Origin of the sequence: Mesorhizobium sp. WSM3879 (assembly GCF_002294915.1) — a bacterium.
In the GTDB taxonomy this organism is placed as follows: Bacteria; Pseudomonadota; Alphaproteobacteria; order Rhizobiales; family Rhizobiaceae; genus Mesorhizobium.
On sequence record NZ_NSFZ01000002.1, the window covers coordinates 284,504 to 309,885 of the forward strand.

The window sequence follows — 25,382 nt, forward strand, 5'->3', positions numbered from 1 at the left end:
GCGGGAGGGAGGTGGCTCAGCCGAACTTCGGGTCGAGGCTGCCGGACTTGTAACGCTTGGCCATTTCCGACAACGGGATCGGCTTGATCTTCGGCGCGTTGCCGGCTGTGCCGAACTGCTCGAAGCGTTCCTTGCAGAGCTTCTTCATCGCCGCCATGGCCGGCGTCAGATACTTGCGCGGATCGAACTCGGAAGGGTTCTCGGTCAGCACCTTGCGGATCGCGCCGGTCAGCGCCATGCGGTTGTCGGTGTCGATGTTGATCTTGCGCACGCCGTGCTTGATGCCGCGCTGGATCTCTTCCACCGGCACGCCCCAGGTCGGCTTCATCTGGCCGCCATATTTGTTGATGATCTCCTGCAGCTCCTCCGGCACCGATGACGAGCCGTGCATGACCAGATGCATGTTGGGCAGGCGGCGATGGATCTCCTCGATCACGTTCATCGCCAGCACCGCGCCATCCGGCTTGCGCGAGAATTTGTAGGCGCCGTGGCTGGTGCCCATGGCCACCGCCAGCGCATCGACATGGGTGTCGCGCACGAACTGCTCGGCTTGCACCGGGTCTGTAAGCAACTGATCGTGGCTGATGGCGCCTTCGACGCCGTGGCCGTCCTCCTGCTCGCCGCCGCCGCTCTCCAGCGAGCCGAGCACGCCGATCTCGCCTTCCACCGAGACACCGCCCCAATGCGCCATATCGACGACGCGGCGCGTGATGCCTGAATTATAGGCGTAGTCGGCCGGGGACTTGCCGTCTTCCTTCAGCGAACCGTCCATCATGACCGAGGTGAAGCCGTACTGGATCGCGGTGACGCAGGTCGCTTCGTTGTTGCCGTGGTCGAGATGCATGCAGACCGGAATGTCGGGGTGAATCTCGACCAGCGCGTCGATCAGCTTGGCCAGCACCACATCGTTGGCGTAGGCGCGCGCCCCGCGGCTCGCCTGGAGGATGACCGGCGACTTGGTCTCCTCGGCCGCCTCCATGATGGCGAGGCCCTGTTCCATGTTGTTCATGTTGAAGGCAGGCACGCCGTAGCCTTGTTCGGCGGCATGGTCGAGCAATTGTCTCAGTGTGATGCGAGCCAACGAATAGTCTCCCGTATCTGGTTCGAGCCCGTGTTTGAAAGGGCCGCCCGGGCGGGCGGCCCCGTTGCTTCTGGCCGGATTTCTAACCTACCGCAACCTTTTGAAGCCTTTTCGGCCGCAATTCTTGTTGCAGGGCTGAAATCCGGCCCGAGTCGAGCCTAAGCGGCGATCCGCTCGCGCGCGGCAAGGATTTCAACGCAGGCCTTCGCCGCTTCCTTGCCCTTCACCAAAAAAAATGCTCGTGGAAGAAGCGGCGGTGCTCGGCGCTCTCATGGTAGTTGTGCGGCGTGAGCACGGCAGAGAGCACCGGGGAAGATTAACTGCGCTCGGGAAACATCGCCTTCAGCCCCTCGCGTGAAGCCTTCGCCACGCCGCGCTCGGTGATCAGCCCTGTCACCAGCCGAGCCGGCGTCACGTCGAAGGCGGGATTTGCCGCCGGCGTTGCGTCGGGCGAGACGCGCACCTGCGCGACCTTGCCGTCGGCCGTCCTACCCCACACCAGCGAAACCTCGTCACTCGCGCGCTCCTCGATCGGGATTTCCGCAAGCCCGTCGGCGACCGTCCAGTCGATGGTGGGCGAGGGGAGCGCGACATAGAAAGGGACGTCGTTGTCGGCGGCGGCTAAAGCCTTGAGATAGGTGCCGATCTTGTTGCAGACGTCGCCATTGGCCGTCGTGCGGTCGGTGCCGACGATCACCATGTCGATGTCGCCATGCTGCATCAGATGCCCGCCGGCGTTATCGACGATCAGCGTGTGCGGCACGCCGTGGCCGGCCATTTCCCAGGCGGTCAGCTGGGCGCCCTGGTTGCGCGGCCTGGTCTCGTCGACATAGACGTGGACCGGAATGCCGGCTTCCGTCGCCAGATAGATTGGCGCCGTGGCGGTGCCGTAGTCGACCGTCGCCAGCCAACCGGCATTGCAATGGGTGAGAATGTTGACCGCCTCGCCAGGCTTCTTTTTCGCCGCGATCTCCTTGATGATGGCAAGCCCGTTCTCGCCGATGGCGCGATTGAGCCCGACATCCTCGTCTGCGATCTCGGTGGCGCGCCGGTAGGCGGCCTCGGCGCGCTCTCCCGGCGCCAGCGGCTTGAGAAAACGCCGCATCTCGTCCAGCGCCCAGCGCAGGTTGATCGCCGTCGGTCGCGTTTTGTGCAGCGTCTCCCACGCCGCGTCGAGCGCTTCGTCCGAGGGATCGTCGGTCATCTGGATGGCGACGCCGTAGGCGGCGGTGACGCCGATCAGCGGCGCGCCGCGCACCCACATGTCGCGGATCGCGGTAGCGATGCTGGGAACGGTTCCGATCGTCTCGACGCGAAACTCATGCGGCAGCCAGCGCTGGTCGATGATCTCGACCGAGCGTTTGTCGTCGCTGAGCCAAATTGTACGATAGTGGCGTTCGCCGACTTTCAAAGGCTCTTCTCCTGTTCGACCAGCGCGGCCAATGCGTTGACCTCGTCGATGCTGTGGATCTCACGCCGGTTCACGGCGATGTGGCGGCCGAAGCGCAGCGCCTTTGCTTCACATTTGGCGCGAAGGTCTGCGTCGGCAATGGTCTCGAAATCGGCATTGTGGGCGAGACCGAGGATACGCCGGTGCACCTCGATGCCGGCGAAGCCGAGCAGGTCGGTCCAGATGCCGGAAAGCATGTGGTCGAGCGCCTGTTCGGAACCGAGCAGGTCGCCCTGATCCTCGAACAGGCTCTTCTGGTAGAGGATGCCGGTGCGCTCGGTTCGCCACAAATGCGAAAACTCGGCGCGGAACACCGCCCAGCTCTCGGCCGTGACCTTAAGCAGGTAGGCGCGCATCGAATCCCGGCTACCTTTCTGCTCATGGCCCCGCTGCGAGAAGAAGGCCATCCAGAAATTGGCGAGCAGCATGCCGACGTCGAAGGCGATCGGGCCGTAGAAGGCGAATTCCGGATCGATCATCCGGGTCTCGGTATCGGTCACCATGATCGAACCGGAATGCAGGTCGCCATGCAGCAGTGTTTCGGCATTGGCGGCGAAGAGGTGCTTCAGCCGCTGCGCCTCGACCTTGAGGTCGCGGTCGGCGCGCAATTCGGCCACCAGGCGGTCGAGCTGCGGGCTGGTGTGCCGGTTCATCTCGGCGTCGAAATAGGGATCGGAGAACACCAGGTTCTCGGTGATGTCGCAGAGCTCGACATTGTCGGCGAACAGCGCGAGATCGGCCTTGCGCTCTTTTGTCGGCATTGAGAGGTCCGAGCCGCGGAACAGCGTGCGGGCCATGAACAGGCCGATGTCGCGCGCAATGTTCGGCAGCTCGCGGCCGTCGATCAGCGCGCGACGCAGGATGATGTAGGGCGGCGCCAGATACTCCATGACAATAAGCGCCTGGTGCTCGTCGAAATAGTAGATCGCCGGCACCGAGCCTTGCGCTCGGCGCTGTTGCCTCGTCAGCGCGTGATACTCGAAGAAGGAGCGCTTCAAAGGCAGTGGCCAGCTGTCGCCGACCAGGCGCACATAGGGCAGCGCCTGCTTGACCACCGCCGCGCCCTGGTCGCCCTCGACGATGAAAACGAGGTTCAGATTGCCGTCGCCGACCTCGCGTACTTTCCAGTGGCCGGCGTCTTTGCCAATGCGCTCGGTAAGCGCCGTGGTCTCGCCGAGGCGCTGCGGCAGCGTCTCCACCGACAATGCTTCGAACTTCCCGGTCATCCTCTCCCTCCTGCGCGTGGTGTCCCACGATAACGGAGCCACGGCGGCCGGACCAAGCTAGGGAGCGCTCTGGCAATTGTCAATCGTGTTGACAATTGCCGAGTGAGCCCATAGCGTCATGGATCAGGGAGGAACGAATGGGCGCAGATGCCGTGTTCCGTGTGGACGGCCTGAGGAAATCCTTCGGCCAGAACGAGGTGCTTGGCGGCATCTCGCTGGACCTCTATGCGGGCGAGGTCACCGTGCTGATGGGCGCCAACGGCGCCGGCAAATCCACCCTGGTCAAGATCGTCAGCGGCGTCTACGCGCGCGGCGGCGGCACGATGCGGCTCGCCGGCCAGGCCTTCGATCCCGGCTCGCCGGCAGAAGCGATCCGCGCCGGCGTCGTCACCGTTCATCAGAACATCAATGACGGCGTTGTCGCCGATCTCGACGTCGCCACCAACCTGACGCTCGATCGGCTGAGCGGCAAGGGCGCATCGCTGCTGTTCAAGCCCGCCAATGTCCGCGTCGAAGCCAGGGCCGTCGCCGACCGCATGGGGCTTACGCTCGATCTTAAGGCACGCGTCGCGGACCTCTCGCTCGCCGATCGTCAGATGGTCGCGATTGCCCGCGCCATGGCGCACCAGCCGAAAGTGCTGATCCTCGACGAGCCGACCTCCTCGCTGTCGAGCGCCGAGGCCGACCGGCTGTTTGCGCTGATCGACAGGCTGCGCGGGCAGGGTGTCGCGATCCTCTATATCTCGCATCGCATGTCCGACATCAGGCGCTTGGCAGACCGCATCGTCTCGATGCGTGACGGCGTCGTCTCCGGCGTGTTCGACCGGAAGCCGCTCGACTATGAGGGCGCGGTCAATGCCATGCTCGGCCGCAAGATCCTGCTCGACCGCGTCATTGCCAGAAGCTCGGCGCGCGCGGTCTTCACCGCCCAAGGCCTGCAGCTGGCGCCCGGCGCCAGACCGATCTCGATGACGCTCGGCGCTGGGGAGGTGGTGGCGATCACCGGCCTGGTCGGCGTCGGCAAGACGGCGCTCGCCGAAACTTTGTTCGGCGTGCGCAGGCCGCTCGCCGGCACCATGCATATGGACGGCAAGCCCTACGCACCGGGATCCGCGCGCGACGCGATCGCTGCCGGCGTCTTCCTTGTGGCCAAGGACCGCGCGATGAGCGGCATCGTCGGCGGCTTCAACATCGAACGCAACATCAGCCTGCCGTTTCTCAAGCGCATGTCCGGCTTCGGCGTCATGAAGAAGCGGGCAGAGCGGGCTGCCGCACGCCGCCAGATCGACGAGCTCGGCATCGTCTGCCGCTCCGAGAAGGACGAGCTTTCCGCGCTTTCGGGCGGCAACCAGCAGAAGGTGATGGTGGCGCGCTGGATGTCGCAGGCCTCGCGCCTGTTCATCCTCGACGAGCCGTTCCAGGGCGTCGATATCTCGGCTCGGCGCGACATCGCAACCAAGCTCAGGGCGAGCGCCGATGGCCGCGCCACACTGCTCTTCGTCACCGAGATCGACGAGGCCCTGGAGACCGCCGACCGCATCCTGGTGATGTCGGAGCACGCGATCGTCGGCGAGCACAGGAACGATGACATCGATCTCGATCGGCTGCTGGCTGAGGTGGCCGGCGGGCCGCTCACCAGCGCGGCGTGAGATCGTATGGATGACGAGACTTGGAGTGCAGGCATGAGTTCCAGTTTGGCGGAGAGGGCAGCAGCGCGGGGGCGTTCGATAACATTGCGCGACTATGCGATCCGCTATGGTTTCATCATCCTGCTGGTCGGGCTGATCGCCTATTTCGTGATCGCCGCCGACGGCTTCGCCTCGCCGCAAAGCGCCGTCTTCATCTTCCAGTCGGTCGCCATCACCGGCGTGCTGGCACTCGGCGTCACCGCGACACTTGTCGTCGGCGGCTTCGATCTGTCGATCGGCTCGGTCGCCACCAGCGCCATGATGGCGGCTTCCTATGCCATGGTTGTGCTGGAGCAGAACGCCGTCGTCGCCGTCATCGCCTGCCTCGTGATCGGCGCGGTCGTCGGCCTCATCAATGGCTGGCTCATCGTCTACATGCGCGTGCCGGATCTGCTCGCGACGCTCGGCATGATGTTCCTGCTGCTCGGCCTGCAACGCATTCCGACCGAAGGCCGCTCGATCGCCACCGGCATGACGATGCCCGACGGCTCGGTCGCCAACGGCAAGTTCTCGGAAGCCTTCCTGGCGCTCGGCCGCCACCGCATCGACTTCTTCATTCCGAACCTGATCCCGGTCTCGGTGGTGGTGCTGGTCGTGCTCGCCGCGCTCATCTGGTTCTTCCTCGAATACACCCGCTTCGGCCGCATGATGTATGCCGTCGGCAGCAACGAACGCGCCGCCGAACTGGCCGGCGCGCCTGTCAAGGCATACAAGATCTGGGCCTATGTCATTTCGGGAGTTTTTGCCTCGATCGGCGGGATTTTGCTCGCTGCCCGGCTTGGACGCGGCGATATCGCCTCGGGTAATAATCTGCTGCTCGACGCAGTAGCGGCGGCGCTTATCGGCTACGCGGTGCTCGGCGCCGCCAAGCCCAACGCTTTCGGCACGGCCGTCGGCGCGGTGTTCGTCGGCGTCCTGCTGCAGGGCCTGACGATGATGAACGCCCCTTACTACACGCAGGATTTCGTCAAGGGCGCGGTTCTCGTCGTCGCCCTTGTCTTCACCTTCGCCCTTTCCGGCAGGGGCAAGAGATAGTTTCGACCGGGGCATTGAGAACAAAACGGAGGAAGACGAAGTGAGCATCACAAGAAGACTTTTGGGGAAGGCCGCACTCGGCCTCGCGGGCGCGGCGCTGCTCATGCAGGGCACAGCATTGGCGGCGGACCGTCCGGCGCCATTCGACAAGCCGGGCGTCAAGATCGCGCTGGTGCGCTATCTCTCCACCGGTGACTTCTTCCAGGCCTATCTCTCCGGCGTAGAGGCGCAGGCCAAGGCGCTCGGCGTCGATCTACGCGTGCTGGACAGCCGCCAGGACGCAGCGCTCCAGGCCGACATGGTCGACCAGGCGATCGCGCTCGGCGTGCAGGGCATCATCATCCAGCACGGCCTGACGGAATCGATGAAGGACGCCGCCCAGCGCGCCGTCGACGCCGGCATCAAGGTCGTCGCCTTCGACGTCAATGTCGAGAACCCGAAGATCCCGCAGATCGAGCAGTCCGACCGCGATCTCGCGCGCCTCGCGCTCGAACAGGCGGTCAAGGACAATGGCGACGCCTGGAAGGCCGGCTATGTCTATGTCGCCGGCATCGCCCCGCTCGACCGCCGCAACGAAACCTGGGTCGACGTGAAGAAGAAACATTCCGGCATCAGCGAGGTCGCCATGTTCGGCACGCTCGACAATCCGATCGCCAATTCCGTCGCCAACCAGGCGCGCTCGGTGCTGCAGGCGCATCCCGATATCAAGGTGATGTTCGCGCCTTACGACGAGTTCGCCAAGGGCGTGAAGATCGCCGTCGACGAGGCCGGCCTCAACAAGGGCATCAAGATCTACTCGGCCGACATCTCGACGTCCGACATCGCCGCGATGCGCGAGCCGGACAGCGCCTGGGCCGCCACCGCCGCCACCAACCCGGCAGTCGTCGGCCAGGTCTCGGTGCGCGCGCTGGCGCAGCTGCTCGCCGGCGAGGATCCCGGCCACAACGTCATCGTGCCGCCGACGCTGATCACCCAGAAGGAACTTATCGACAAGGACATCAAGAACATGGAAGACCTGTCGGCCAAGCTGCCGCAGTTCGCCCATGCCGATGTCGCCATGCCGGCCTGGATGCCGAACCCCAACGCGAAGTAGGCCACGCGCCTGAAGGCAAAAGAGCGGCTTCCGGGCCGCTCTTTTTATCCCCGGAGTCGCTCAGGCAGATCGAGCGGCACGCGCCAGCCCATGCGCCACCAGCCCGTCGATGACTTCCGGGTAGCTGATGCCGCTTGCCGCCATCGCCTTGGCGTACATGCTGATGTCGGTGAAGCCCGGAATGGTGTTGAGCTCGTTGATCAGGAACGTCATGTCCGGTCTCACGAAGAAGTCGACGCGCGCCATCGCGTCGCAACCCAGCGCGCGAAACGCCTTCGCCGCCGTCTCGCGGATATCGCCTTCGATCGTCTCGGGCAGTTCGGCGGGCACCTTAAGTGCTGCTCCATCCTTGTCGATATATTTGGCGTCATAGCTGTAGAAGCCGTGGCTTTTGGCCGGCACGATCTCGCCGGGACGGGAGACGAAAAGGCCACCTTCCGTGTCCTCAAGCACGCTGCATTCGATCTCGCGGGCGCGGATGAATTCCTCCGCCAACAGCTTGCCGTCGTGCCTGAAGCCTTCGGCGAGCGCCGCCTGATAGCCCGTTTCATCGGAGACCTTGCTGACGCCGATGGAAGAGCCCTGGCGGGCCGGCTTGATGAAGACCGGGAGTCCGAGCGCCTGCTCGATCTCCGCGAAGCTAGGCACGGCCTCGGGCAGGATGGTGATGGACCGTGCCGTGGGCAGGCCGGCCGCCTTCAGCAACCGCTTGGCGATATCCTTGTCGAGCGCCGTGGCAGAACCGAGAATGCCGCAGCCGGCAAGCGGCACGCGCGCCACCTCCGCCAGTCCTTGCGCGGCGCCGTCCTCGCCATGCAGACCGTGCAGGACGGGAAACAGAATGTCGATCGCGGGCAACTCGTAAGGCGGCCCTTCGGCCGGAACGGCCAGCATTCGGCCATGCCCGCCGGGCACCAGACAGACCTGCGCTCCGTTCGACGGTGTCGCCAGCGCGCCGTCCTCGAAGCGGCTGAGCAGCCATTGCCCTTCGCGGGTGACGAAGATCGGAACGCCATCGTATTTCGGCGGCTCCAGCGCGCCCATGACATTGGTCGCCGAAAGCACCGACACGTCGTGCTCGGCGGACCGCCCGCCAAAGAGCACACCAATACGCAGTCTTTTCTCGGCCATCGACATCTCCACAATGCTCGAGGATCAAAAACCGACGGCTATGCCGCGCCGGGCGAAAAAGCGGTCGAAACTGGCGAGCGGCAGCGTGACGTCCGCCTGGCTCTGCCTGTCGTGTCCGGAAGGGTTGTGGAAGCGGATTTCGCCTGGCGAGGCGGCCGTCACCAGCACCAGATGCCCGCCTTTCGACGGCGGCTCGCGCTCGGGCCAGCGGATGCCTGGGTGAACCGAGGCGATGAAGTAGCGCCACTTGCAAAGAAGACCGGGCACCGTGGCCGCATCGACATTCGTCACCGTCTCGGCGAACAGGCCGAAACGTTCGCGCACGAACCGGACGAAGGGCTCGTAGATCAGTCCCTTGATCGTACCGTCGCCTTCATTGACGACATAGCCGCCATAGGCCGTACAGGCGCGGGCGAGCTCAAGCGTCGGATGAATTTCGCCGCGCGCGGCAAGGATCATCTTCAGGCAGGCCATGCCGCAGGCATTCACGGCCCAGCGTGCATAATCCTCAATCGTCTCGGCGCCGGAATTGCGCCACATCGGGTCGCGGTGCAGAGCCGATGGTCCCTCCGCCAACAGCGGCAAAGTCATGCCGGGCGATTCCCACTGGCTGAAATAAGGCACTTCCCTGGATTGCATAGCGGCTCCAGCCTTGTGTCCCGCAAGCGAGGCGCAAGGCACCCCTTAAAGCTGTTCGAGCAATAAGCAAAAGATTTGCGCGGATTTTGACCGGTTGGAGCAGTTTTCCAGCAGACGTGAAATGGGCTTCAGTCCTGACCTGGGTCGCGACACGGAGAGAGCGGCCCGTCGTTCTGGGAAAGCGACGGGCCGCTCAGAGAGATCTCCTGTTTCTTCAGCGCAGCGCCGCGGCGATATTGCCGCCGTCCACCGTCGTTACGTCGGCGGTGGTGCGTTCGGCCAGCGCCTGATGCAGGAAGGCCTGCGCCACGTCGTCGGCCGTCACTTCCTGGCCGAGCAGATTGCCGGACATGTATTCCTTTTCCGAGACACCGCGCGCGCCCGAGCGGTTGGCAATCATGGCATCGGTCAAAAGCCCGGACCGGATGCGGTCGGCGTTGACCGCGTTCGAGCGGATGCCGTAGGCGCCGTAGTCCAGGGCATACTGACGCGACAGGAATAGCGTCGCCGCTTTGGGAAGGCCGTAGGCGCCGAATTTCGGCCCGGGATTGACGGCCTGCTTGGAGGTGTTGAACAGAAGCACGCCGCCCGTGCCCTGTTCGAGCATGATGCGCACCGCGTTCTGCGCCGCCGACTGGTGGGCGAAGAAGTTGAGCTCGAAGCTCTTGCGCAGCAGCGCGTCGTCGATTTCGCCGATCCGGCCTTCCCAGGCCGCGCCTGCATTCGAGACCAGGATGTCGACGCCGCCATAGACCGCGACCGCCTTGTCGAAGGCGGCGCGCACCTCGGCCGGGCTGGTGATGTCGGCGCCGACCCCGATCGAATTGTTACCCGCCGCCTTTGCCGCTTCCGCGGCCTTGGCCGGATCGAGATCGACGATGACCGCATGCGCACCGTTTGCGGCGAACAGCTTCGCCGTCGCGGCGCCGATCGCCCCGGCGCCGCCGGTGATCAACGCCACCTGGCCGGTCAGCGGCTTTGGCTTGTTCGAGGCGAGCTTGGCCTGCTCCAATGACCAGTATTCGAGCGGGAAGAGGTCGGCCTTGGAGAGCGGCTGGAAATTGCCGATGGCTTCCGCGCCGCGCACCGCCTCGATCCACATCTCGCCGATATCGGAGGCGATTTTCGCGTCCTTCAGCGTGCGGCCGTGGCCGAACATGCCGAGACCCGGCACCAGCGTCAGCCGCGGCATCGGGTCGAGCATGGTGCGCTTGACGTCATCCAGCGCGTCGTTGGTCTCGAAATAGGCGCGGTAGTCCTTGGCGAAAGCCTCGACATGACCACGCACGGCGACCTTGTAGTCGCCGAGCTTGTCGGCGTCGGGAGCCGGGACCGCCATCGGCCCGGTCTTGATGCGGATCGACAGATCGGGCGTCGACACGCCGCGTCCGGCCAGCTCGGCGATCCTGGCCGAATTGATGAAATCGACGATCGCATCCGAGGTGCGGAAATCGCTGATCATTCGGTCGAAGCGGCCTTCGCCGCGCGCCACTGCGACAGCGCCGCGCACAGTCGGCGCGATGTCGCTCGCCTTGGCGAGCTTTGCCGGCAGCGCCGCCTTGGTCGCCTGCGGCTTGCCGTTCTTGGCGATATAGTCCTCGGCGATGGTCACATAGTGGATCATGCGGTCATAGGCCTGCCTGGCATCGTCGCCGAAGGTGAAGATGCCGTGCTTGTCGAGGATCAGGCCTTCGACGCTGGGGTCGGTGTCAAAAACGTCTGCCGCGACCTTGGCGAGCTCGAAGCCCGGCTTGATGTAGGGCACGTAGCCGATTTTGTCGCCGAACACCGTCTTCACCAGCGCCTTGCTGTTCTCCTGGTCGACGATGGCAAGGATCGCGGTCGAATGCGTATGGTCGACGAATTTAAGCGGCAGAAAGGCGTGCAGGAGTGTCTCGACCGATGGATTCGGCGAGGCGGGGTCGATGAGATTGGAACGCTGCAGCGCCACCATGTCCTCGTCGGAGAGCGTGTCCAGGGCGCGCGCCTTGAGCAGCCCGCCCATCTTCACCGCCGGCAAGCCTTGCGGCTCGATGACGGCCATGTCCCAGCCGCTGCCCTTGACGCAGAGGACGTCCCATTCGTCACCGACCAGATCGGTGGCCTTAGTCTTGCAGGAGGTATTGCCGCCGCCATGCAGCACCAGCCGCGGCTCGCCGCCGAGCAGGCGGGTCGTATAGACGCGCAGCGCAAGGTCGCGGCGGAAGCCCTTCCTCGCGTAGTCGGCAACCATCTTTTCCGCGTCGGCGTCGTTCCAAAGGTTCTTCATGTCGTTCCGTCCGATTCCGTATTTTGTCTGCTCATGAACAGGAAGCCGCGACGTCTTGATGACAGAAGCGGCGAGGGTGGTTCCTACGAGGCCTTTTTGCTGACCGCGCCGGCGTGATCGAGAAGGCGCCCCGCCATATGCGCGCCGACCACCAGATGGGTGCAGAGTCCGCCGCCGATTGCGGCCAGCAGCGGCTCGAACTTGCTGTCCTCCTGCACCACCATCAGCCGCTTCCCGATGGCGCGCAGCGAGGCGAGCTCGGCGGAAATGACCCGCCGGTTGTAGCTGCAGTCGAGCGCCTCGCCGCTTGCATCGATGATCTGTCCGGCGATGACGCCGGCCGCGCCTTCCTTGCGGAGCGCGGCCATTTCGGCCGGCGTCAGCGCGCCGCATTTGACCAGATGGCTGTCGGCGTCCACGGCGCCGACGGAATAGAGCGCGAGATCGCAGTCGCTGATGCCGGCAAGCTGGTCGCGGATCACCGGCTCGGCGCGCAGGCCCTCTGCCAATTCTTCCGTGGACAGCACCAGCGGCGCGTAAAAATTCAGACCCTTGGCGTTCAGCCGCCGCGCGATCTCCATCGTGCACTGATCGGGTCGGTAGGAATAGGGCGCGCCGAGATTGCCGCAGAGCTGCACCACGGTGACGTCCTGCAGATCGGCATAGGACATGATGTCGGCGATGGTGTAGACCGTGCGGCCCCAGGCGACGCCGATGCGGTCGCCCTTCTTCACCAGTTCCAGGAAGACGCTCGCCGCCAGGACGGCGATGTCGGTCGACGGGTCGGCGACATAGGCGTTTTCCGGCGCGATCCAGACGGCGTCGAGCTTGAAGGCGTCCTCCAGCCTGCGTGCCATGACATCGTCGGTGAAAAGCTGCGTCGAGGTCGAGATGTTGACGATGCCGGTCTCCCGCGCCTTGCGAAGATACATGGCGACCGATGCGCGCGAAATCTTGAGCTGGTTCGCCACCTCGTCCTGGCGAAGGCCATGCGCATAGTAAAGCCAGGCGGCCTTGTGGATGAGCTGTTCTGCCGGTCGGATCGCCATGCCGCCTCCTCGGCTGACATTAGTCACGGCTCTCGACAAAAGTCAAATCCAGCCGGCTGGGTTATCCGTCCTCCGGCGCCGGCATGATCGGGGCAGCCATTCTACCGAGCGCTCATGTCATAGCATTTCCCGGTCATTCAGGGGGATGGCATGATCGCGGGCCTGCGGTTAGAAAGCTCGAAAAGACTTTTGGGGAGGATGGGATGGCCAATCCCTACGAACAGGATCTCGAACGGAACGCCGCCAACCACCAGCCGCTGACGCCGCTCACCTACCTTGAGCGGGCGGCCAAGACCTATCCCGACCATGTCGCCGTCATCTACGGCAGCCAGCGCATCTCTTATCGCGATTTCTGGCGGCGGTCGCTGAAGCTCGCCTCGGCGCTGTCGAGGCATGGCATCGGCAAGGGGGATACGGTAACGGTGATGCTGTCGAACACGCCGCCGATGCTGGAGGCGCATTTCGGCGTGCCGATGGTGAAGGCGGTGCTGCATTCGCTGAACACCCGCCTCGATGCCGCGGTCATCGCCTTCCAGCTCGACCATGCCGACACCAGGGTGCTCATCGTCGACCGCGAGTTCTCGGGCGTGGTCAGGGCGGCGCTGGCATCGGCCAAGGCCAAGCCACTGGTCATCGACTATGACGACCCCGACTACGCCGCCGATGCGCCCTATCCGAAGGGCGAGCGGATCGGCTCGCTCGACTATGAGGACTTCGTCGCCGGCGGCGACGAGGCTTTTGCATGGTCGATGCCCGACGACGAATGGGACGCCATCTCGCTCAACTATACTTCCGGCACGACCGGCAATCCAAAGGGCGTCGTCTACCACCATCGCGGCGCCGCCCTGATGGCCTACACCAACACCATCCATGCGGGCATGGCCAAGCACGCCGTTTATCTTTGGACGCTGCCGATGTTCCACTGCAACGGCTGGTGCTTTCCCTGGACGCTCGCCGTGCAAGCCGGCACCCATGTCTGCCTCCGCTGGGTACGGGCAAAGCCGATCTATGACGCCATCGCCGACCATCGCGTTACATCTTTGTGGCGCGCCGATCGTCATGTCGGTGCTGATCAACGCGAAAGACGAGGACAAGCGCCAGTTCGCCCAGACCGTCACCTTCAACACGGCCGCCGCGCCGCCGCCCGAGGCGGTGCTTTCCGGCATGGCCGATGCTGGCTTCGCCGTCACCCATCTCTACGGCCTGACCGAGACCTATGGGCCGGCCGTCGTCAACGAATGGCACAATGAGTGGGACGAGCTGGAGAAGGGCCCGAGGACGGCGATGAAGGCGCGCCAGGGTGTGCGCTATGCCGCGCTGGAAGGGTTGACCGTGATCAACCCCGAGACGATGGCCGAGACGCCGGCCGACGGCCAGACTATCGGCGAGGTCATGTTCCGCGGCAACATCGTCATGAAGGGCTACCTGAAGAACCGCAAGGCCACCGACGAGGCTTTTGCCGGCGGCTGGTTCCACTCCGGCGATCTCGGTGTCATGCACCCGGACGGCTACATCCAGCTCAAGGACCGCTCCAAGGACATCATCATCTCGGGCGGCGAGAACATCTCGTCCATCGAGGTCGAGGACGCGCTCTACAAGCATCAGTCCGTCGCATCCTGCGGAGTGGTTGCCCGCGCAGATGAGAAATGGGGCGAGGTGCCTGTCGCCTATGTCGAGCTGAAGGCCGGCAAGGTTGCGACCGAGGCCGAGATCATCGAGCATTGCCGTGGGTTGCTCGCCCGCTTCAAGGTCCCGAAGGCGGTGGTGTTCGCCGACATTCCGAAGACGTCTACGGGGAAGATCCAGAAGTTCAGGTTGAGGGAAATGGCGAAGGGCCTCTGAGTTCGTCATCCTAGGGTGGAGCAGTCGCGAAGCGACGTCGCGGCAACCCTAGGATCCATTCCGTGACCATGCGGCCATGTCCCAGCGGTTGAGAATAGCTGGCAGGTGGACGTCAGATGTATATTGGCGTAACATATTGATACCGTTTCATTCTTTGACATAAGTCACGGAACGGATCCTCGGGTCTGCGCGTGTCGCTTCGCTCCTTGCTCCGCCCGTGGATGACGACGTCCACAGGCGTCAATGGCTAGTCGTCAGTGTGACCCACGCCCACCCTCGCATCTGTCACCATCTGTCACCATTTTGTACGCGTATATCGATTCCGCGTTGACTCTTCGCTGCTTTCGATTTACGAGTGACGAAAATTGAAATTCATCACTCGTAAATCGAAAGCACCATGTCAGAAGCCGCCAACATCGTGGCCGACCCCGCCAGACAGGAGAATGTGACGCGCATTCTCGACTGTGCCGAGCGCCTGTTCCGGCATTACGGCTACGGCAAGACCAACGTTGCCGACATTGCCCGCGATCTCGGCATGTCGCCGGCCAACATCTACCGCTTCTTCGCCTCCAAGGTCGAAATCCACCAGGCCGTCTGCGGCCGCATGCTCGGCGCCAGCTACGCGATGGCCTACGAGATTTCGCGCCTGCCGATCAGCGCGGAGGAGCGGCTGCGCCGTTACGTTCACGCCCAGTACAAGATGACGCTGGAAGTCATGCTCGACGACCAGAAGGTGCATGAGATGGTGATCGTCGCGCTCGAGCGCGACTGGGGCGTCATCGACAAGCATGTCGACCGCATCCACGACCTGCTCGCCGACGTCATCCGCGACGGCATAGAGGCCGGCGAGTTCAGGAAGCAGGACCCGGTGATCGCCTCGCGCTGTTTCGGCGCCTCCACCGTCATCCTATGCCATCCGCAGATGGTCGCTCAGTGCCTTGCCAAGACCAACCGGGCAATGCCGGACGACCTCATCGACTACGCAATCAGAGCCTTGAAATAGCCGCTGCCCCGCCGGGTGCCGGTCGACGTTTATCTCCAGTTCGGGAGTGCTAAGGTGTCTTTGTCCAGTTCCATCCTCCGCAGGCTGCCGGCCGCCGGCCTCCCAGTCGTCGGCGTCGTTGTCGCGGCGCTCGGGCTTGCCGGCTGCAGCCAAGAGAAGAAAGCGGAAGCCCAGGAAGTCATCCGGCCGGTGAAGGTCGTCGAGATCGGCGAGGCCGAGACCACGCGCCAGCTCGACTATTCCGGTTCAGTGCGCGCCCGCACCGAGATGAATCTCGGCTTCCGCATCGCCGGCAAGGTCACCGAGCGTCTCGTCGACATCGGCCAGCATGTCAACGAAGGCGACGTGCTTGCCCGCGTCGACCCCTCCGACTACGAGCTGTCGGTGAAGAGCGCCGAGGCGAGCCTCGACGCCGCCGAGCGGCAGGTCGAGACCGTCGATCTCGCCAGGAAGCGCGCCGAGCAGCTCTATGCCAAGAACTTCGCGCCTAAGTCGCAGCTCGATCAGGCCGTTCTGAGCTATGATCAGGCCGTGGCGACCCGCGATGCCGCCCGTTCGACCCTGGCCCAGGCGCAGAACCAGGTCCATTACACCGATCTCAAGGCCAGCAAGGCCGGCATCGTCACCGCCATCTCGGCCGATATCGGTCAGGTGGTCGGCGCCGGCACGCCGGTCATGACGGTTGCCGTCGACGGTGAGAAGGAAGTGCTGATCGCGGTGCCGGAAATGGACATCGCCGGCTTCCGCCCGGGCAAGGAGGTCAAGGCGAGCTTCTGGTCCGACGAGGCGCTGACCCTTGACGGCAAGGTCCGCGAGGTGGCCGGCAGCGCCGACCCGCAGTCGCGCACCTTCGCGGTCCGGGTGTCGCTGCCCAACGATCCGCGGGTGCTGCTCGGCATGACCGCCAATGTCGCGGCGATCGTTGGCAGCAAGGCGCAGCTGGTGTCTATCCCGCTGACCGCGATGGCTGAGAAGGACGGCAAGCACATCGTCTGGACGGTCGACCGCGCGTCCGACACGGTGCATCCGCGCCCGATCAAGGTGGCGAACTTCACCGCCGACGGCGTTGCCGTTGCCGAAGGCCTGAAGCAGGGCGACGTGGTGGTGGCCGCCGGCACACAGTTCATGACCGACAATCTGAAAGTGAAGCCTTCCGGCGATGACGCCCAGCAGTCCGCCTCGGCGGAGGATGACGTCGCCGCCACCAGCAGCCTGCGCTAACCAGGCGAAAGAACGCCTTTCCCGACCTCGCTGCGCGGGCCGCGAGCCGGGCAGGGCATGGGTTCCGGGCGGCGAAATCGCCCGATCGACGAGACGCTGCATTGGTATCCCCCGCACCACGGCCGCGTCGAGCGCGATTGCGAGTCTCTCTCCGCTTGAGGTGCTCGCCGCCCGGAAGCCCACCGAGAACTCATGAGCCGCAAGGCATCCTGCCTTGCCGCCAATTGGACTGGACCTGCGCCATGACCACGGACAGCAGCACTGAAAAGCGTCCCTTCAATCTCTCGCGCTGGGCGATCGGGCATCCGAGCATCGCGCGCTTCCTGTTCGGCCTCATCATCCTGGCCGGCGCGCTCGGCCTGATGCGCATGGGCCAGAAGGAAGACCCGGACTTCACCTTCCGCGTCATGGTCGTGCAGGCAGTCTGGCCGGGCGCCTCGATCCAGGACATGGAAGACCAGGTCGTCAACAAGATCGAGCGCAAGCTGCAGGAGACGCCGCATCTCGACTTTGTCCGCTCCTACACCCGCGCCGGCAGCGCCATTATCACGCTCCAGGTAAAGGGCGACACCAACGCCGAGGAGGTGAAGGATGCCTTCTACCAGGTGCGCAAGAAGGTCGGCGATATCGCCAACGAACTGCCGCAGGGCCTGCTCGGCCCCTATTTCAACGACGAGTTCGGCGACACCTTCATCACGCTGCATTCGATCAGCGGCGACGGCTTCACCTATCCCGAGCTGAAGAAATTCGCCGTTCAGGCGCGCGACATGCTGCTGGCGACGCCGGGCGTCGAAAAGGCCGTCATCATCGGCGACCAGCCCGAGAAGATCTATATCGATGTGTCCTCCAAGGCGCTCGCCGAGCGCGGCCTGACGGTGCTTGACCTGCAGAATGCCGTGAAAGGGCAGAACGCCGTCGATCCGGCGGGCTCGGTCGATACCGGCCTGCGCTCGGTTCGCATCTCGGTCGAGGGCGACGTCACCAAGGCCGCCGATATCCGCGAGCTGAGGCTGCGCGCCGGCAATCAGGTGACGCGTCTTGGCGACATCGCCACGGTCTCTTCCGGCCTCGAGGACCCTTATGAGCGCAAGTACCGCTTCAACGGCCACGAAAGCGTCCAGGTCGGCGTCGTCATGGCCAAGGGCTTCAATGTCAGGGACGTCGGTAAGGATGTCGAGGCGACCTACAAGCGCTTCGAGGAAGGTCTGCCCTATGGCGTTGCGGTCGACCAGATCTCCGACCAGCCGGAGGTGGTCAAGGATGCCGTCAACGAATTCATGGAGGCGCTCGGCGAAGCGTTGCTGATCGTTCTCGTCGTCTCGTTCCTGTCGATCGGCTGGCGCTCCGGCCTGGTGATCGCGATCGCCATCCCGCTGGTTTTAGCCGCCACCTTCGCCATCATGTACGAGATCGGCATCGACCTGCAGCGCATCTCGCTCGGCGCGCTGATCATCGCGCTCGGTCTGCTGGTCGACGACGCCATGATCGTCGTCGAGATGATGGAGCGCAAGCTGGAGGAGGGGCTGGTCAAGATCGAGGCGGCGAGCTTCGCCTATTCCTCGACCGCCTTCCCGATGCTGACCGGCACGCTGATCACCACCGCCGGCTTCATCCCGGTCGGCTTCGCGGCCTCCACCGCGGGCGAATATGTGCGCACGCTGTTCTATGTCGTCGGCATCGCACTGGTCGTGTCGTGGTTCGTCGCGGTCTATTTCACGCCGTGGCTGGGCTACATGATCCTGAAGCAGCGCAAGCACGCCGGCACCCACCACGACGTTTTCGACACCGGCTTCTACCGGCGGCTGCGTGCGACGGTCACCTGGGCCGTGCGCCACCGCATCATCGTGCTGGCGATGACGCTGGTCACTTTCGGCACCAGCCTCTGGGCCTTCCAGTTCATCCCGCAGAACTTCTTCCCGCAGTCGTCACGTCCGGAAATTCTGGTCGATCTCTGGCTGCCGGAAGGTACCTCGATCAAGGAAGTCGAGAACCAAGCCAAGGCGCTCGAAGCGAAGATGATGGACGACCAGGACAAGCGCTTCATCGCTACCTATATCGGCGAGGGCGCTCCGCGCTTCTTCCTGCCGCTCGACCAGCAGCTTCGCAATCCGAACTTTGCCCAGCTTCTGGTGATGGCCAAGGATGAGCCGGCGCGCGAGCGGCTGATCGTCAAGATGCGAGGCATCCTCGCCAAGGACTTCCCGTCGATCCGCGCCAAGGTCGATCGTTTGTTCCTCGGGCCGCCGACCGGCTGGCCGGTGCAAATGCGCATCATGGGGCCGGATCGCCAGGAGGTGCGCCGCATCGCCGACGAGGTGAAGGCAAGGTTCGAAGCAAACCCGCTGCTCGGCGCCGTCCATGACGACTGGCTGGAGCCGGTGCCGGCGATGAAGCTGGTGATCGACCAGGACCGAGCCCGGGCACTAGGCGTCACATCGCAGCGCATTCGCCAGATGCTGCAGGCAACCATGTCCGGTGCGCCGCTCGACGATTTCCGCGACGGCGAAGAGACGGTCTCGATCGTCGTCCGGGAGCCGGAGGCGACCCGTCATCTGCTGTCCTCGGTCGACTCCGTCTACATCCCGACCGACTTCGGCGGCTCCGTGCCCCTGTCCCAGGTGGCGAAAGTGGTGCCCGTGATGGAGCAGGGCATCGAGTGGCGGCGCGACCGTCTGCCGACCATCAGCGTGCGCGCCACGCTGCCGGATGGCGTGCAGTCGAACGACGTCGTCACCAAGATGTACAACGACATGAAGGACCTGCGCGCCGGCCTTGCCCCCGGCTACAAGATCGAGATCCAGGGCGGCGCGGAGGACTCGGCCGAAAGCCAGGCCTCGATCGCCGCCAAGGCACCGATCATGCTGGCCGTCATCGTCATCTTGCTGATGGTCCAGCTGCAGCATTTCGGCAAGTCGATGCTGGTGCTGGCCACCGGCCCGCTGGGCATCATCGGCGCCGCGGCAGCCCTGCTGATCAGCGGCGCGCCGTTCGGCTTTGTCGCCATCCTCGGCGTCATCGCGCTGCTCGGCATCATCATGCGAAACTCGATCATTCTGGTCGACCAGATCGACCAAGACATCACCGCCGGCATGGATCGATCGGAAGCGATCGTCGGCGCTGCGGTGCGCCGCTTCCGCCCGATCATGCTGACGGCGCTGACCGCGGTGCTTGCGCTGATCCCGATCTCGCGCGCCGTGTTCTGGGGGCCTCTGGCCTACGCCATGATGGGCGGCATCCTCGTCGCCACCGTGCTCACCATCCTGGTGCTGCCGGCGGGCTATGCCCTGTTCTTCGGCCGCGAGCCCAAGACGGCCAAGACAGGCGAGCAGGCGCAGGAGCCGGAACAGGTCGAAGGCATCGAAAGACCGCAGCTGGCGCTGGCTGCGGAATAAGAAGGTGGCAACCTCGAATCATCCGCCATCGGCGAAAGCCGGTGGCGGATGATGCGCATCGAAAGAACGCCTCTCGCCGCCGCGGCGCGCTCGGCGAGGCGCCTACGCCAATTCCTCGGAATGCGCGATCGTCACGCCATACTCCGCGGCCGAGTCGAGCATCGTGTGCCACAGGCTTTCGGCGAAGGTTGCGAATACCAAGAGGTTGAACACGGCCTGGCCGTCTTGTCGGTTCTTCCCGCGCCAGAGCGTCACGCTGGTATGGTCGATCGAGGTGGCGGCTGCCGTGCCGACCGGGAATATTTCGGGGTGCAGGTCGATCGACGACAGCTTGGCCAGCAGCGTGCGCGCCTTGTCGCCGGAAACGCTGATCAATGCGCGCGCATGCGCTTGATCGGAAAGCGAGGCCAAACCGGCAAACACCGGGGCAAGGGTCTCCATCCTATGCCCGCCGCCTCTCGACAGCACCAGGAACTGGTCCGGTCCCGACCAGATCAGCGTCGCGTCGGTCGTGTCGACCGCCTCGGGTGTTTCCGGCGCGCCGACGCCGAAGCGAGTCTTCGCGGCATTGACCGTCTCGGCCGCCTTGCCGCGCCGCGCCATCACCTGAACGAGGTCGAAATTGCGGATCTCGGTCAGCGACACGCCGGCTTCGCCCGGCGCGCCATAACGGCCGGCGACCAGGGCGCGCTCGAGCGGGCTGCGGATGTTCCAGGAAAAATCAGCCACGCTGGCGCCCTCCATCCGGATCGTAGAAGACGGAATTGCAGAGCTCGACATCGTACTCCTCGCCACGCAGCGGATCATGCGCGCGCACGATCTCGCCGATGCGCGCACGGCCACGCTCGACGAGGCCGAGCCCGATCCACTGGTCGAGCACCGGCGAGAAGCAGACCGAGGTTACATAGCCCTGGTCGTTGTCTGGTCCGGGGGTCTCGCCCTTGGGAACGATGTGCGCGCCGGAGCGTAGGCGGCGCGCCTTGTCGGTCGGCTTGATGCCGACGACCACCTGCCGGTTCGGCGCGACGAGTGCTTCGCGGCCGGCCATGACGCGGCCGATGAAATCCTTCTTGGTCGACATCATCTTGCCGAGACCGAGATCGGCAGCCGTTGTGGTGCCGTTGAGCTCCGGCCCGGCGACATGGCCCTTTTCGATGCGCATCACGCCGAGCGCCTCGGTGCCGTAAGGCGTCACGCCGAACGGCTTTCCCGCGATCAGCAGGTTGCGCACCAGAGCCTCGCCGTAGCGCGCCGGCACCGAAATCTCGAACGCCATCTCGCCGGAGAAGGAGATCCGGAACAGCCTCGCCTTGAGGCCGCCGCGCAGCTTGACTTCGCGCGCGCCCATGAACGGAAAGCCTTCGTTCGACAGGTCCTCGGCCGGATCGACGATCTCCTTCAGCAGATCGCGGGTCTTCGGACCGGCGATGGAGAATTGCGCCCACTGGTCGGAGACCGAGGTCAGCTGCACGTCGAGTTCGGGGAACAGGACCTGGCGGCAGAATTCGAGATGCTGCATCACCAGCCCAGCCTTGGCGGTGGTGGTTGTGAGGAAATAATGGTCCTCGGCCAGGCGCGAGGTGGTGCCGTCGTCATAGACGACACCGTCCTCGCGCAGCATCAGTCCATAACGCGCTTTGCCAACTGCGAGGCTGGAGAACGCGTTGATATAGACGCGGTCCAGGAAGGCGCCGGCATCCGGGCCGTGCACGTCGATCTTGCCCAGCGTCGAGACATCGCAGAAGCCGACGCCGCTTCGCACCGCCTTGACCTCGCGGGTCACCGATTCCAGCCAGTCTTTTTCGCCGGGCAACGGATACCATTGCGCGCGCTTCCACAGGCCGGTGTCGACGAACACCGCGCCCTGTTCGGCCGCCCAGTGATGCGACGGCGTCAGCCGCGTCGCATGGAAATTCTCGTCGCGATGGGGACCGGCGAAGGCGCCGATGGCGACCGGCACATAAGGCGGCCGGTAGATCGTCGTTCCGGTTTCGGGAATGGATTTACCCGATACCGCCGCCATGATGGCGAGGCCGGCGACATTCGAGGTCTTGCCCTGGTCGGTCGCCATGCCGAGCGTCGTGTAGCGCTTCAGATGCTCGACCGACTCGAAACCCTCGCGCTGCGCCAGCTCGACATCGGAAGCCGTCACGTCATGCTGCTGGTCTACGAAGGCCTTGCCCTTGCCCGCGACATGCCAGAGCGGCGTCAGCGAAAAGGCCTCGTCGTCGGCGATCGCCGCCGATCCGGGACTGCCGCTCCGTCCCGCATCGCGCGCCGCTGCAACACCTGCCTCGAAACCTTCCCGCAGGCAGGCGCCAAGGCCGAAGGCGCCGTTCGCCGCGCCTGCCGCCACCATGCCGGGCGGCGCGCCGTCCGGCACGAAGGCGGCGATATCGTCGCGCCATTTCGGCCGGCCGCGATGATGGGAGGTGAGGCCGACCACAGGGTTCCAGCCGCCGGAGACGGCAAGCCCGTCGGCCTCGACTTCGGCGCGCGCGCCGCCGGTCAGCGACACGGAAATCTTGCGCACACCGCTCTTGCCGCCGTCGACGCCGCTGACTGAGCCGTTGAGCACCGGGAAGCCGCCCTTGCCGGCCAGCGAGCGACGGGCCGGCGAAGCGTCTGGCCGCCCATCGATCACCGCAGCGACCTGCAGTCCGGCTGCGATCGCAGCCTCCGCGGTGCGCCAGCCATCCTCATTGTTGGTGAACAGCGCAATACGTCGCGCCGGTGCAGCGGCGTAGCGGTTGATGTAGCTGCGCATGGCCGACGCCATCATCACGCCAGGCGTATCGTTGCCGGCGAAGACGATGGGACGTTCGATCGCGCCCGCCGCGACGACGCAGCGCTTGGCGACGATACGCCAAAGCCGCTGGCGCACCTGATGTTCCGGCGGTACCGGCAGATGATCGTTGACGCGCTCGATCGCGCCATAGGTACCGCCGTCATAGACGCCGAACAGCGTCGTGCGCGTCATGATGCGAACATCCGGCATCGCCGCGAGTTCGTCCAGGGTACGGGCAATCCATTCGGCCGCCGGCAGCCCGTCGATCGTACCGCCATCGCCCAGCAAGCGCCCGCCGAGGACAAAATCCTCCTCGCACAGGATGACGCGCGCGCCGCAGCGCGCGGCGGCAAGCGCCGCCGCCAGGCCGGCCGGACCGGAGCCGGCGACCGCCACGTCGCAATGCGCCCACGCTTTGTCATAGCGATCGGGATCGGGAATGCCCGCCGCGCGGCCGAGGCCGGCGGCGCGGCGGATCGCCGGTTCGTAGATCGCTTCCCAGAACTTCGCCGGCCACATGAAGGTCTTGTAGTAGAAGCCGGCGACGAAAATCGGCGCGAAGAGCCGGTTGACCGCCATGACGTCGAAATCGAGCGACGGCCAGCGGTTCTGGCTGGCGGCCTCGAGCCCTTCATAGAGCTCGGCGGTCGTTGCCTTGGTGTTCGGCTCGCGCCTTGCGCCACTGCGCAGCTCGACCAGCGCGTTGGGCTCTTCCGAACCCGCCGTCAGGATGCCGCGCGGGCGGTGATATTTGAACGAGCGGCCGACCAGCTTGACGCCGTTGGCGACGAGCGCCGAGGCAAGCGTATCGCCCTGGAAGCCGGAGAGTGTCTTGCCGTCGAAGCGGAAGCTCAGCGGCGTCGAGCGGTCGATAAGGCCGCCGGCGGCCAGACGGTTTGCCTGGTTGCCGCGCATCAAGCACCAACCTTGGCGGAGCCGGCGCCCGCCGCCGGCTCGACAGCCGAAATCTCATGCGTCAGCGTGTTGCGCGTGACCTTCAGCCAGGCCCGGCAGCCGCCGCCGTGATACCAATGCTCGCTCATCACACCGGCGATGTTGTCGCGCAGGTAGACGTAGTCGTAGACGGCGTCTTCACCGGCATCGGCAGGCGGGCGCTGCGGCTTGGCGTCGCCGAGATAGGTGAACTCGCCGAGTTCGCGTTCGCCGCAGAAGGGACAGACTATGCGCATGGTCGGGTCTTCAATGGAGGTTCGGTTTGGCGCCCTGGCCCTTCTCGTCAATCATGGCGCCGCGCTGGAACCGGTCGAGGCGGAAGCGGGCGGCTTCCTTGTGCGATTGATCGCGGGCGATGAGATGGGCAAAGACGAAGCCGGAGCCAGGCGTCGCCTTGAAGCCGCCATAGCACCAGCCGGCATTGAGATAGAGGCCGTCGACCGGGCTCTTGTCGATGATGGGCGAGCCGTCCATCGACATGTCCATGATGCCGCCCCATTGGCGCAGGAGCCGCACGCGGCCGATCATCGGGATCAGCGCCATGCCGCCTTCGCAGACATCCTCCACGACAGGCAGATTGCCGCGCTGGGCATAGGAGTTGTAGCCGTCGATGTCGCCGCCGAAGACCAGCCCGCCCTTGTCCGACTGGCTGACATAGAAATGCCCGGCGCCGAAGGTCATGACGTTGGGCAGGAGCGGCTTGATCGCTTCGGAGACGAAGGCCTGCAGTACATGGCTCTCGATCGGCAGGCGCAGTCCGGCCATCGCCGCGACGCGTGAGGAACTGCCCGCGACCGCCATGCCGACCTTGCCGGCGCCGATCCGGCCGCGCGAGGTCTCGACGCCGGAGACCTTGCCGTTGGTGTCGCGCAGGAAGCCGGTGACTTCGCAGTTCTGGATGATGTCGACGCCGAGCTCGCTCGCCGCGTGCGCATAGCCCCACACCACGGCATCGTGACGCGCCGTGCCGCCGCGCCGCTGCAAGAGCCCGCCCTGCACCGGGAAGCGCGCATTGTCGAAGTTCAGGAACGGCATCATCTTCCTGAGCGCCGCCTGGTCGAGCAGCTCGGCATCAATCCCGTTGATGCGCATGGTGTTGCCGCGTCGGGCAAAGGCGTCGCGCTGCGCGTCGGAATGGTAGAGGTTGATGACGCCGCGCTGGCTGACCATCGCGTTGTAGTTCAAATCCTGCTCCATCCGCTCCCACAGCTTCATCGACAGTTCATAGAAGCCGGTGTTGCCGGGCAGGCCGTAATTGGAGCGGATGATGGTGGTGTTGCGGCCGGCATTGCCGGAGCCGATCCAGCCCTTCTCCAGCACGGCGACGTTGCGGATGCCAAACTCGCTGGCGAGGAACCAGGCCGTCGCCAGCCCGTGCCCGCCGCCGCCGATGATCACCACGTCGTAGCGATCCTTCGGCGCCGCGTCCCGCCAGGTCGGCTTCCAGGTCTTGTGGCCGGAGAGGGCGGCACGGGCGAGCGAGAAGATCGAGTATTTCATGAAATCATTCCGAGGCCGCTC

17 protein-coding genes and 2 pseudogenes are annotated in these 25,382 nt (G+C 64.9%); 7 read left to right on the forward strand and 12 right to left on the reverse strand.

Annotation, left to right across the window (positions count from 1 at the left end):
- Nucleotides 1-16: 16 nt before the first annotated feature.
- The 4 genes and pseudogenes from fba to mtnK all read right to left on the reverse strand — a co-directional run bounded on the left by fba (nucleotide 17) and on the right by mtnK (nucleotide 3,757).
- A complete protein-coding gene (gene fba / locus CK218_RS04780; RefSeq protein WP_066988983.1) occupies nucleotides 17-1,081 on the reverse strand; it encodes a class II fructose-bisphosphate aldolase in 1,065 nt (354 codons plus the stop codon).
- Between the two features lie 158 nt (nucleotides 1,082-1,239).
- Nucleotides 1,240-1,391 (reverse strand): annotated as a pseudogene (locus CK218_RS31045) (6,7-dimethyl-8-ribityllumazine synthase); the annotation flags it as partial.
- Between the two features lie 6 nt (nucleotides 1,392-1,397).
- Nucleotides 1,398-2,492: an S-methyl-5-thioribose-1-phosphate isomerase gene (mtnA, locus tag CK218_RS04790; RefSeq protein WP_095827027.1), complete on the reverse strand. Its 1,095-nt coding sequence runs from the start codon at nucleotides 2,490-2,492 to the stop codon at nucleotides 1,398-1,400.
- Nucleotides 2,489-3,757: an S-methyl-5-thioribose kinase gene (mtnK, locus tag CK218_RS04795; protein ID WP_095827028.1), complete on the reverse strand. Its 1,269-nt coding sequence runs from the start codon at nucleotides 3,755-3,757 to the stop codon at nucleotides 2,489-2,491. The genes mtnA and mtnK overlap by 4 nt, the downstream gene beginning before the upstream one ends.
- Before the next feature lie 137 nt (nucleotides 3,758-3,894).
- Between mtnK and CK218_RS04800 the strand changes: the two genes are divergently transcribed.
- From CK218_RS04800 to CK218_RS04810, 3 genes are all read left to right on the forward strand, one after another.
- Nucleotides 3,895-5,406: a sugar ABC transporter ATP-binding protein gene (locus CK218_RS04800; RefSeq protein ID WP_095827029.1), complete on the forward strand. Its 1,512-nt coding sequence runs from the start codon at nucleotides 3,895-3,897 to the stop codon at nucleotides 5,404-5,406.
- A gap of 78 nt (nucleotides 5,407-5,484) precedes the next feature.
- Nucleotides 5,485-6,480, forward strand: coding sequence for an ABC transporter permease (locus CK218_RS04805; RefSeq protein ID WP_095827217.1), 996 nt, complete (start codon nucleotides 5,485-5,487; stop codon nucleotides 6,478-6,480).
- Nucleotides 6,481-6,520: 40 nt separating this feature from the next.
- The gene (locus tag CK218_RS04810) at nucleotides 6,521-7,573 is read left to right on the forward strand and encodes a substrate-binding domain-containing protein (RefSeq protein ID WP_066988974.1); all 1,053 of its coding nucleotides are present in this window, start codon (nucleotides 6,521-6,523) and stop codon (nucleotides 7,571-7,573) included.
- A gap of 60 nt (nucleotides 7,574-7,633) precedes the next feature.
- Here CK218_RS04810 and CK218_RS04815 read toward each other — a convergent pair whose 3' ends face one another.
- The 4 genes from CK218_RS04815 to CK218_RS04830 form a co-directional block, all read right to left on the reverse strand.
- On the reverse strand, nucleotides 7,634-8,710 hold the full coding sequence (locus tag CK218_RS04815) for a D-alanine--D-alanine ligase family protein (RefSeq protein ID WP_095827030.1): 1,077 nt from the start codon (nucleotides 8,708-8,710) through the stop codon (nucleotides 7,634-7,636).
- A gap of 18 nt (nucleotides 8,711-8,728) precedes the next feature.
- Entirely contained in the window at nucleotides 8,729-9,343 is a 615-nt protein-coding gene (locus tag CK218_RS04820) for a hypothetical protein (protein ID WP_095827031.1), read from the reverse strand.
- A 214-nt stretch (nucleotides 9,344-9,557) separates the two neighbouring features.
- Nucleotides 9,558-11,612 carry a bifunctional aldolase/short-chain dehydrogenase gene (locus tag CK218_RS04825; RefSeq protein WP_095827032.1) on the reverse strand — a complete coding sequence of 685 codons (2,055 nt, stop codon included), beginning with the start codon at nucleotides 11,610-11,612 and terminating at the stop codon, nucleotides 9,558-9,560.
- Between the two features lie 83 nt (nucleotides 11,613-11,695).
- Nucleotides 11,696-12,661 (reverse strand): sugar-binding transcriptional regulator, encoded by a 966-nt coding sequence (locus CK218_RS04830; RefSeq protein ID WP_095827033.1) that lies wholly within the window; start codon nucleotides 12,659-12,661, stop codon nucleotides 11,696-11,698.
- A gap of 203 nt (nucleotides 12,662-12,864) precedes the next feature.
- Between CK218_RS04830 and CK218_RS04835 the strand changes: the two are divergent.
- The 4 genes and pseudogenes from CK218_RS04835 (at nucleotide 12,865) to CK218_RS04850 (ending at nucleotide 20,119) form a co-directional block, all read left to right on the forward strand.
- Nucleotides 12,865-14,503, forward strand: a pseudogene (locus CK218_RS04835) (acyl-CoA synthetase).
- A gap of 397 nt (nucleotides 14,504-14,900) precedes the next feature.
- Nucleotides 14,901-15,506, forward strand: coding sequence for a TetR family transcriptional regulator (locus tag CK218_RS04840; RefSeq protein ID WP_095781792.1), 606 nt, complete (start codon nucleotides 14,901-14,903; stop codon nucleotides 15,504-15,506).
- Between the two features lie 54 nt (nucleotides 15,507-15,560).
- Nucleotides 15,561-16,727, forward strand: coding sequence for an efflux RND transporter periplasmic adaptor subunit (locus CK218_RS04845; RefSeq protein WP_095827034.1), 1,167 nt, complete (start codon nucleotides 15,561-15,563; stop codon nucleotides 16,725-16,727).
- A gap of 242 nt (nucleotides 16,728-16,969) precedes the next feature.
- Nucleotides 16,970-20,119 carry an efflux RND transporter permease subunit gene (locus CK218_RS04850; protein WP_095827035.1) on the forward strand — a complete coding sequence of 1,050 codons (3,150 nt, stop codon included), beginning with the start codon at nucleotides 16,970-16,972 and terminating at the stop codon, nucleotides 20,117-20,119.
- Nucleotides 20,120-20,221: 102 nt separating this feature from the next.
- On the opposite strand, the gene CK218_RS04855 is transcribed toward CK218_RS04850, so the two are convergent.
- The 4 genes from CK218_RS04855 to CK218_RS04870 are packed head-to-tail and all read right to left on the reverse strand — an operon-like array spanning nucleotide 20,222 to nucleotide 25,361.
- Nucleotides 20,222-20,848 (reverse strand): sarcosine oxidase subunit gamma family protein, encoded by a 627-nt coding sequence (locus CK218_RS04855; protein ID WP_095827218.1) that lies wholly within the window; start codon nucleotides 20,846-20,848, stop codon nucleotides 20,222-20,224.
- Nucleotides 20,841-23,822 carry a sarcosine oxidase subunit alpha gene (locus tag CK218_RS04860; RefSeq protein ID WP_095827036.1) on the reverse strand — a complete coding sequence of 994 codons (2,982 nt, stop codon included), beginning with the start codon at nucleotides 23,820-23,822 and terminating at the stop codon, nucleotides 20,841-20,843. The genes CK218_RS04855 and CK218_RS04860 overlap by 8 nt, the downstream gene beginning before the upstream one ends.
- Complete coding sequence (locus CK218_RS04865; protein WP_095781790.1) at nucleotides 23,822-24,097, reverse strand: sarcosine oxidase subunit delta; 276 nt, start codon at nucleotides 24,095-24,097, stop codon at nucleotides 23,822-23,824. Before CK218_RS04865 ends, CK218_RS04860 begins: the two co-directional genes overlap by 1 nt.
- A 10-nt stretch (nucleotides 24,098-24,107) precedes the next feature.
- A complete protein-coding gene (locus tag CK218_RS04870) occupies nucleotides 24,108-25,361 on the reverse strand; it encodes a sarcosine oxidase subunit beta family protein (RefSeq protein ID WP_095827037.1) in 1,254 nt (417 codons plus the stop codon).
- Between the last annotated feature and the right edge of the window lie 21 nt (nucleotides 25,362-25,382).

Coding starts and splice junctions, on each gene's coding strand:
- mtnK (WP_095827028.1), bottom strand. CDS start 3,757: ATGACCGGGAAGTTCGAAGCATTGTCGGTGGAGACGCTGCCGCAGCGC.
- CK218_RS04800 (WP_095827029.1), top strand. CDS start 3,895: ATGGGCGCAGATGCCGTGTTCCGTGTGGACGGCCTGAGGAAATCCTTC.
- CK218_RS04815 (WP_095827030.1), bottom strand. CDS start 8,710: ATGTCGATGGCCGAGAAAAGACTGCGTATTGGTGTGCTCTTTGGCGGG.
- CK218_RS04820 (WP_095827031.1), bottom strand. CDS start 9,343: ATGCAATCCAGGGAAGTGCCTTATTTCAGCCAGTGGGAATCGCCCGGC.
- CK218_RS04825 (WP_095827032.1), bottom strand. CDS start 11,612: ATGAAGAACCTTTGGAACGACGCCGACGCGGAAAAGATGGTTGCCGAC.
- CK218_RS04830 (WP_095827033.1), bottom strand. CDS start 12,661: ATGGCGATCCGACCGGCAGAACAGCTCATCCACAAGGCCGCCTGGCTT.
- CK218_RS04840 (WP_095781792.1), top strand. CDS start 14,901: ATGTCAGAAGCCGCCAACATCGTGGCCGACCCCGCCAGACAGGAGAAT.
- CK218_RS04850 (WP_095827035.1), top strand. CDS start 16,970: ATGACCACGGACAGCAGCACTGAAAAGCGTCCCTTCAATCTCTCGCGC.
- CK218_RS04860 (WP_095827036.1), bottom strand. CDS start 23,822: ATGCGCGGCAACCAGGCAAACCGTCTGGCCGCCGGCGGCCTTATCGAC.
- CK218_RS04865 (WP_095781790.1), bottom strand. CDS start 24,097: ATGCGCATAGTCTGTCCCTTCTGCGGCGAACGCGAACTCGGCGAGTTC.
- CK218_RS04870 (WP_095827037.1), bottom strand. CDS start 25,361: ATGAAATACTCGATCTTCTCGCTCGCCCGTGCCGCCCTCTCCGGCCAC.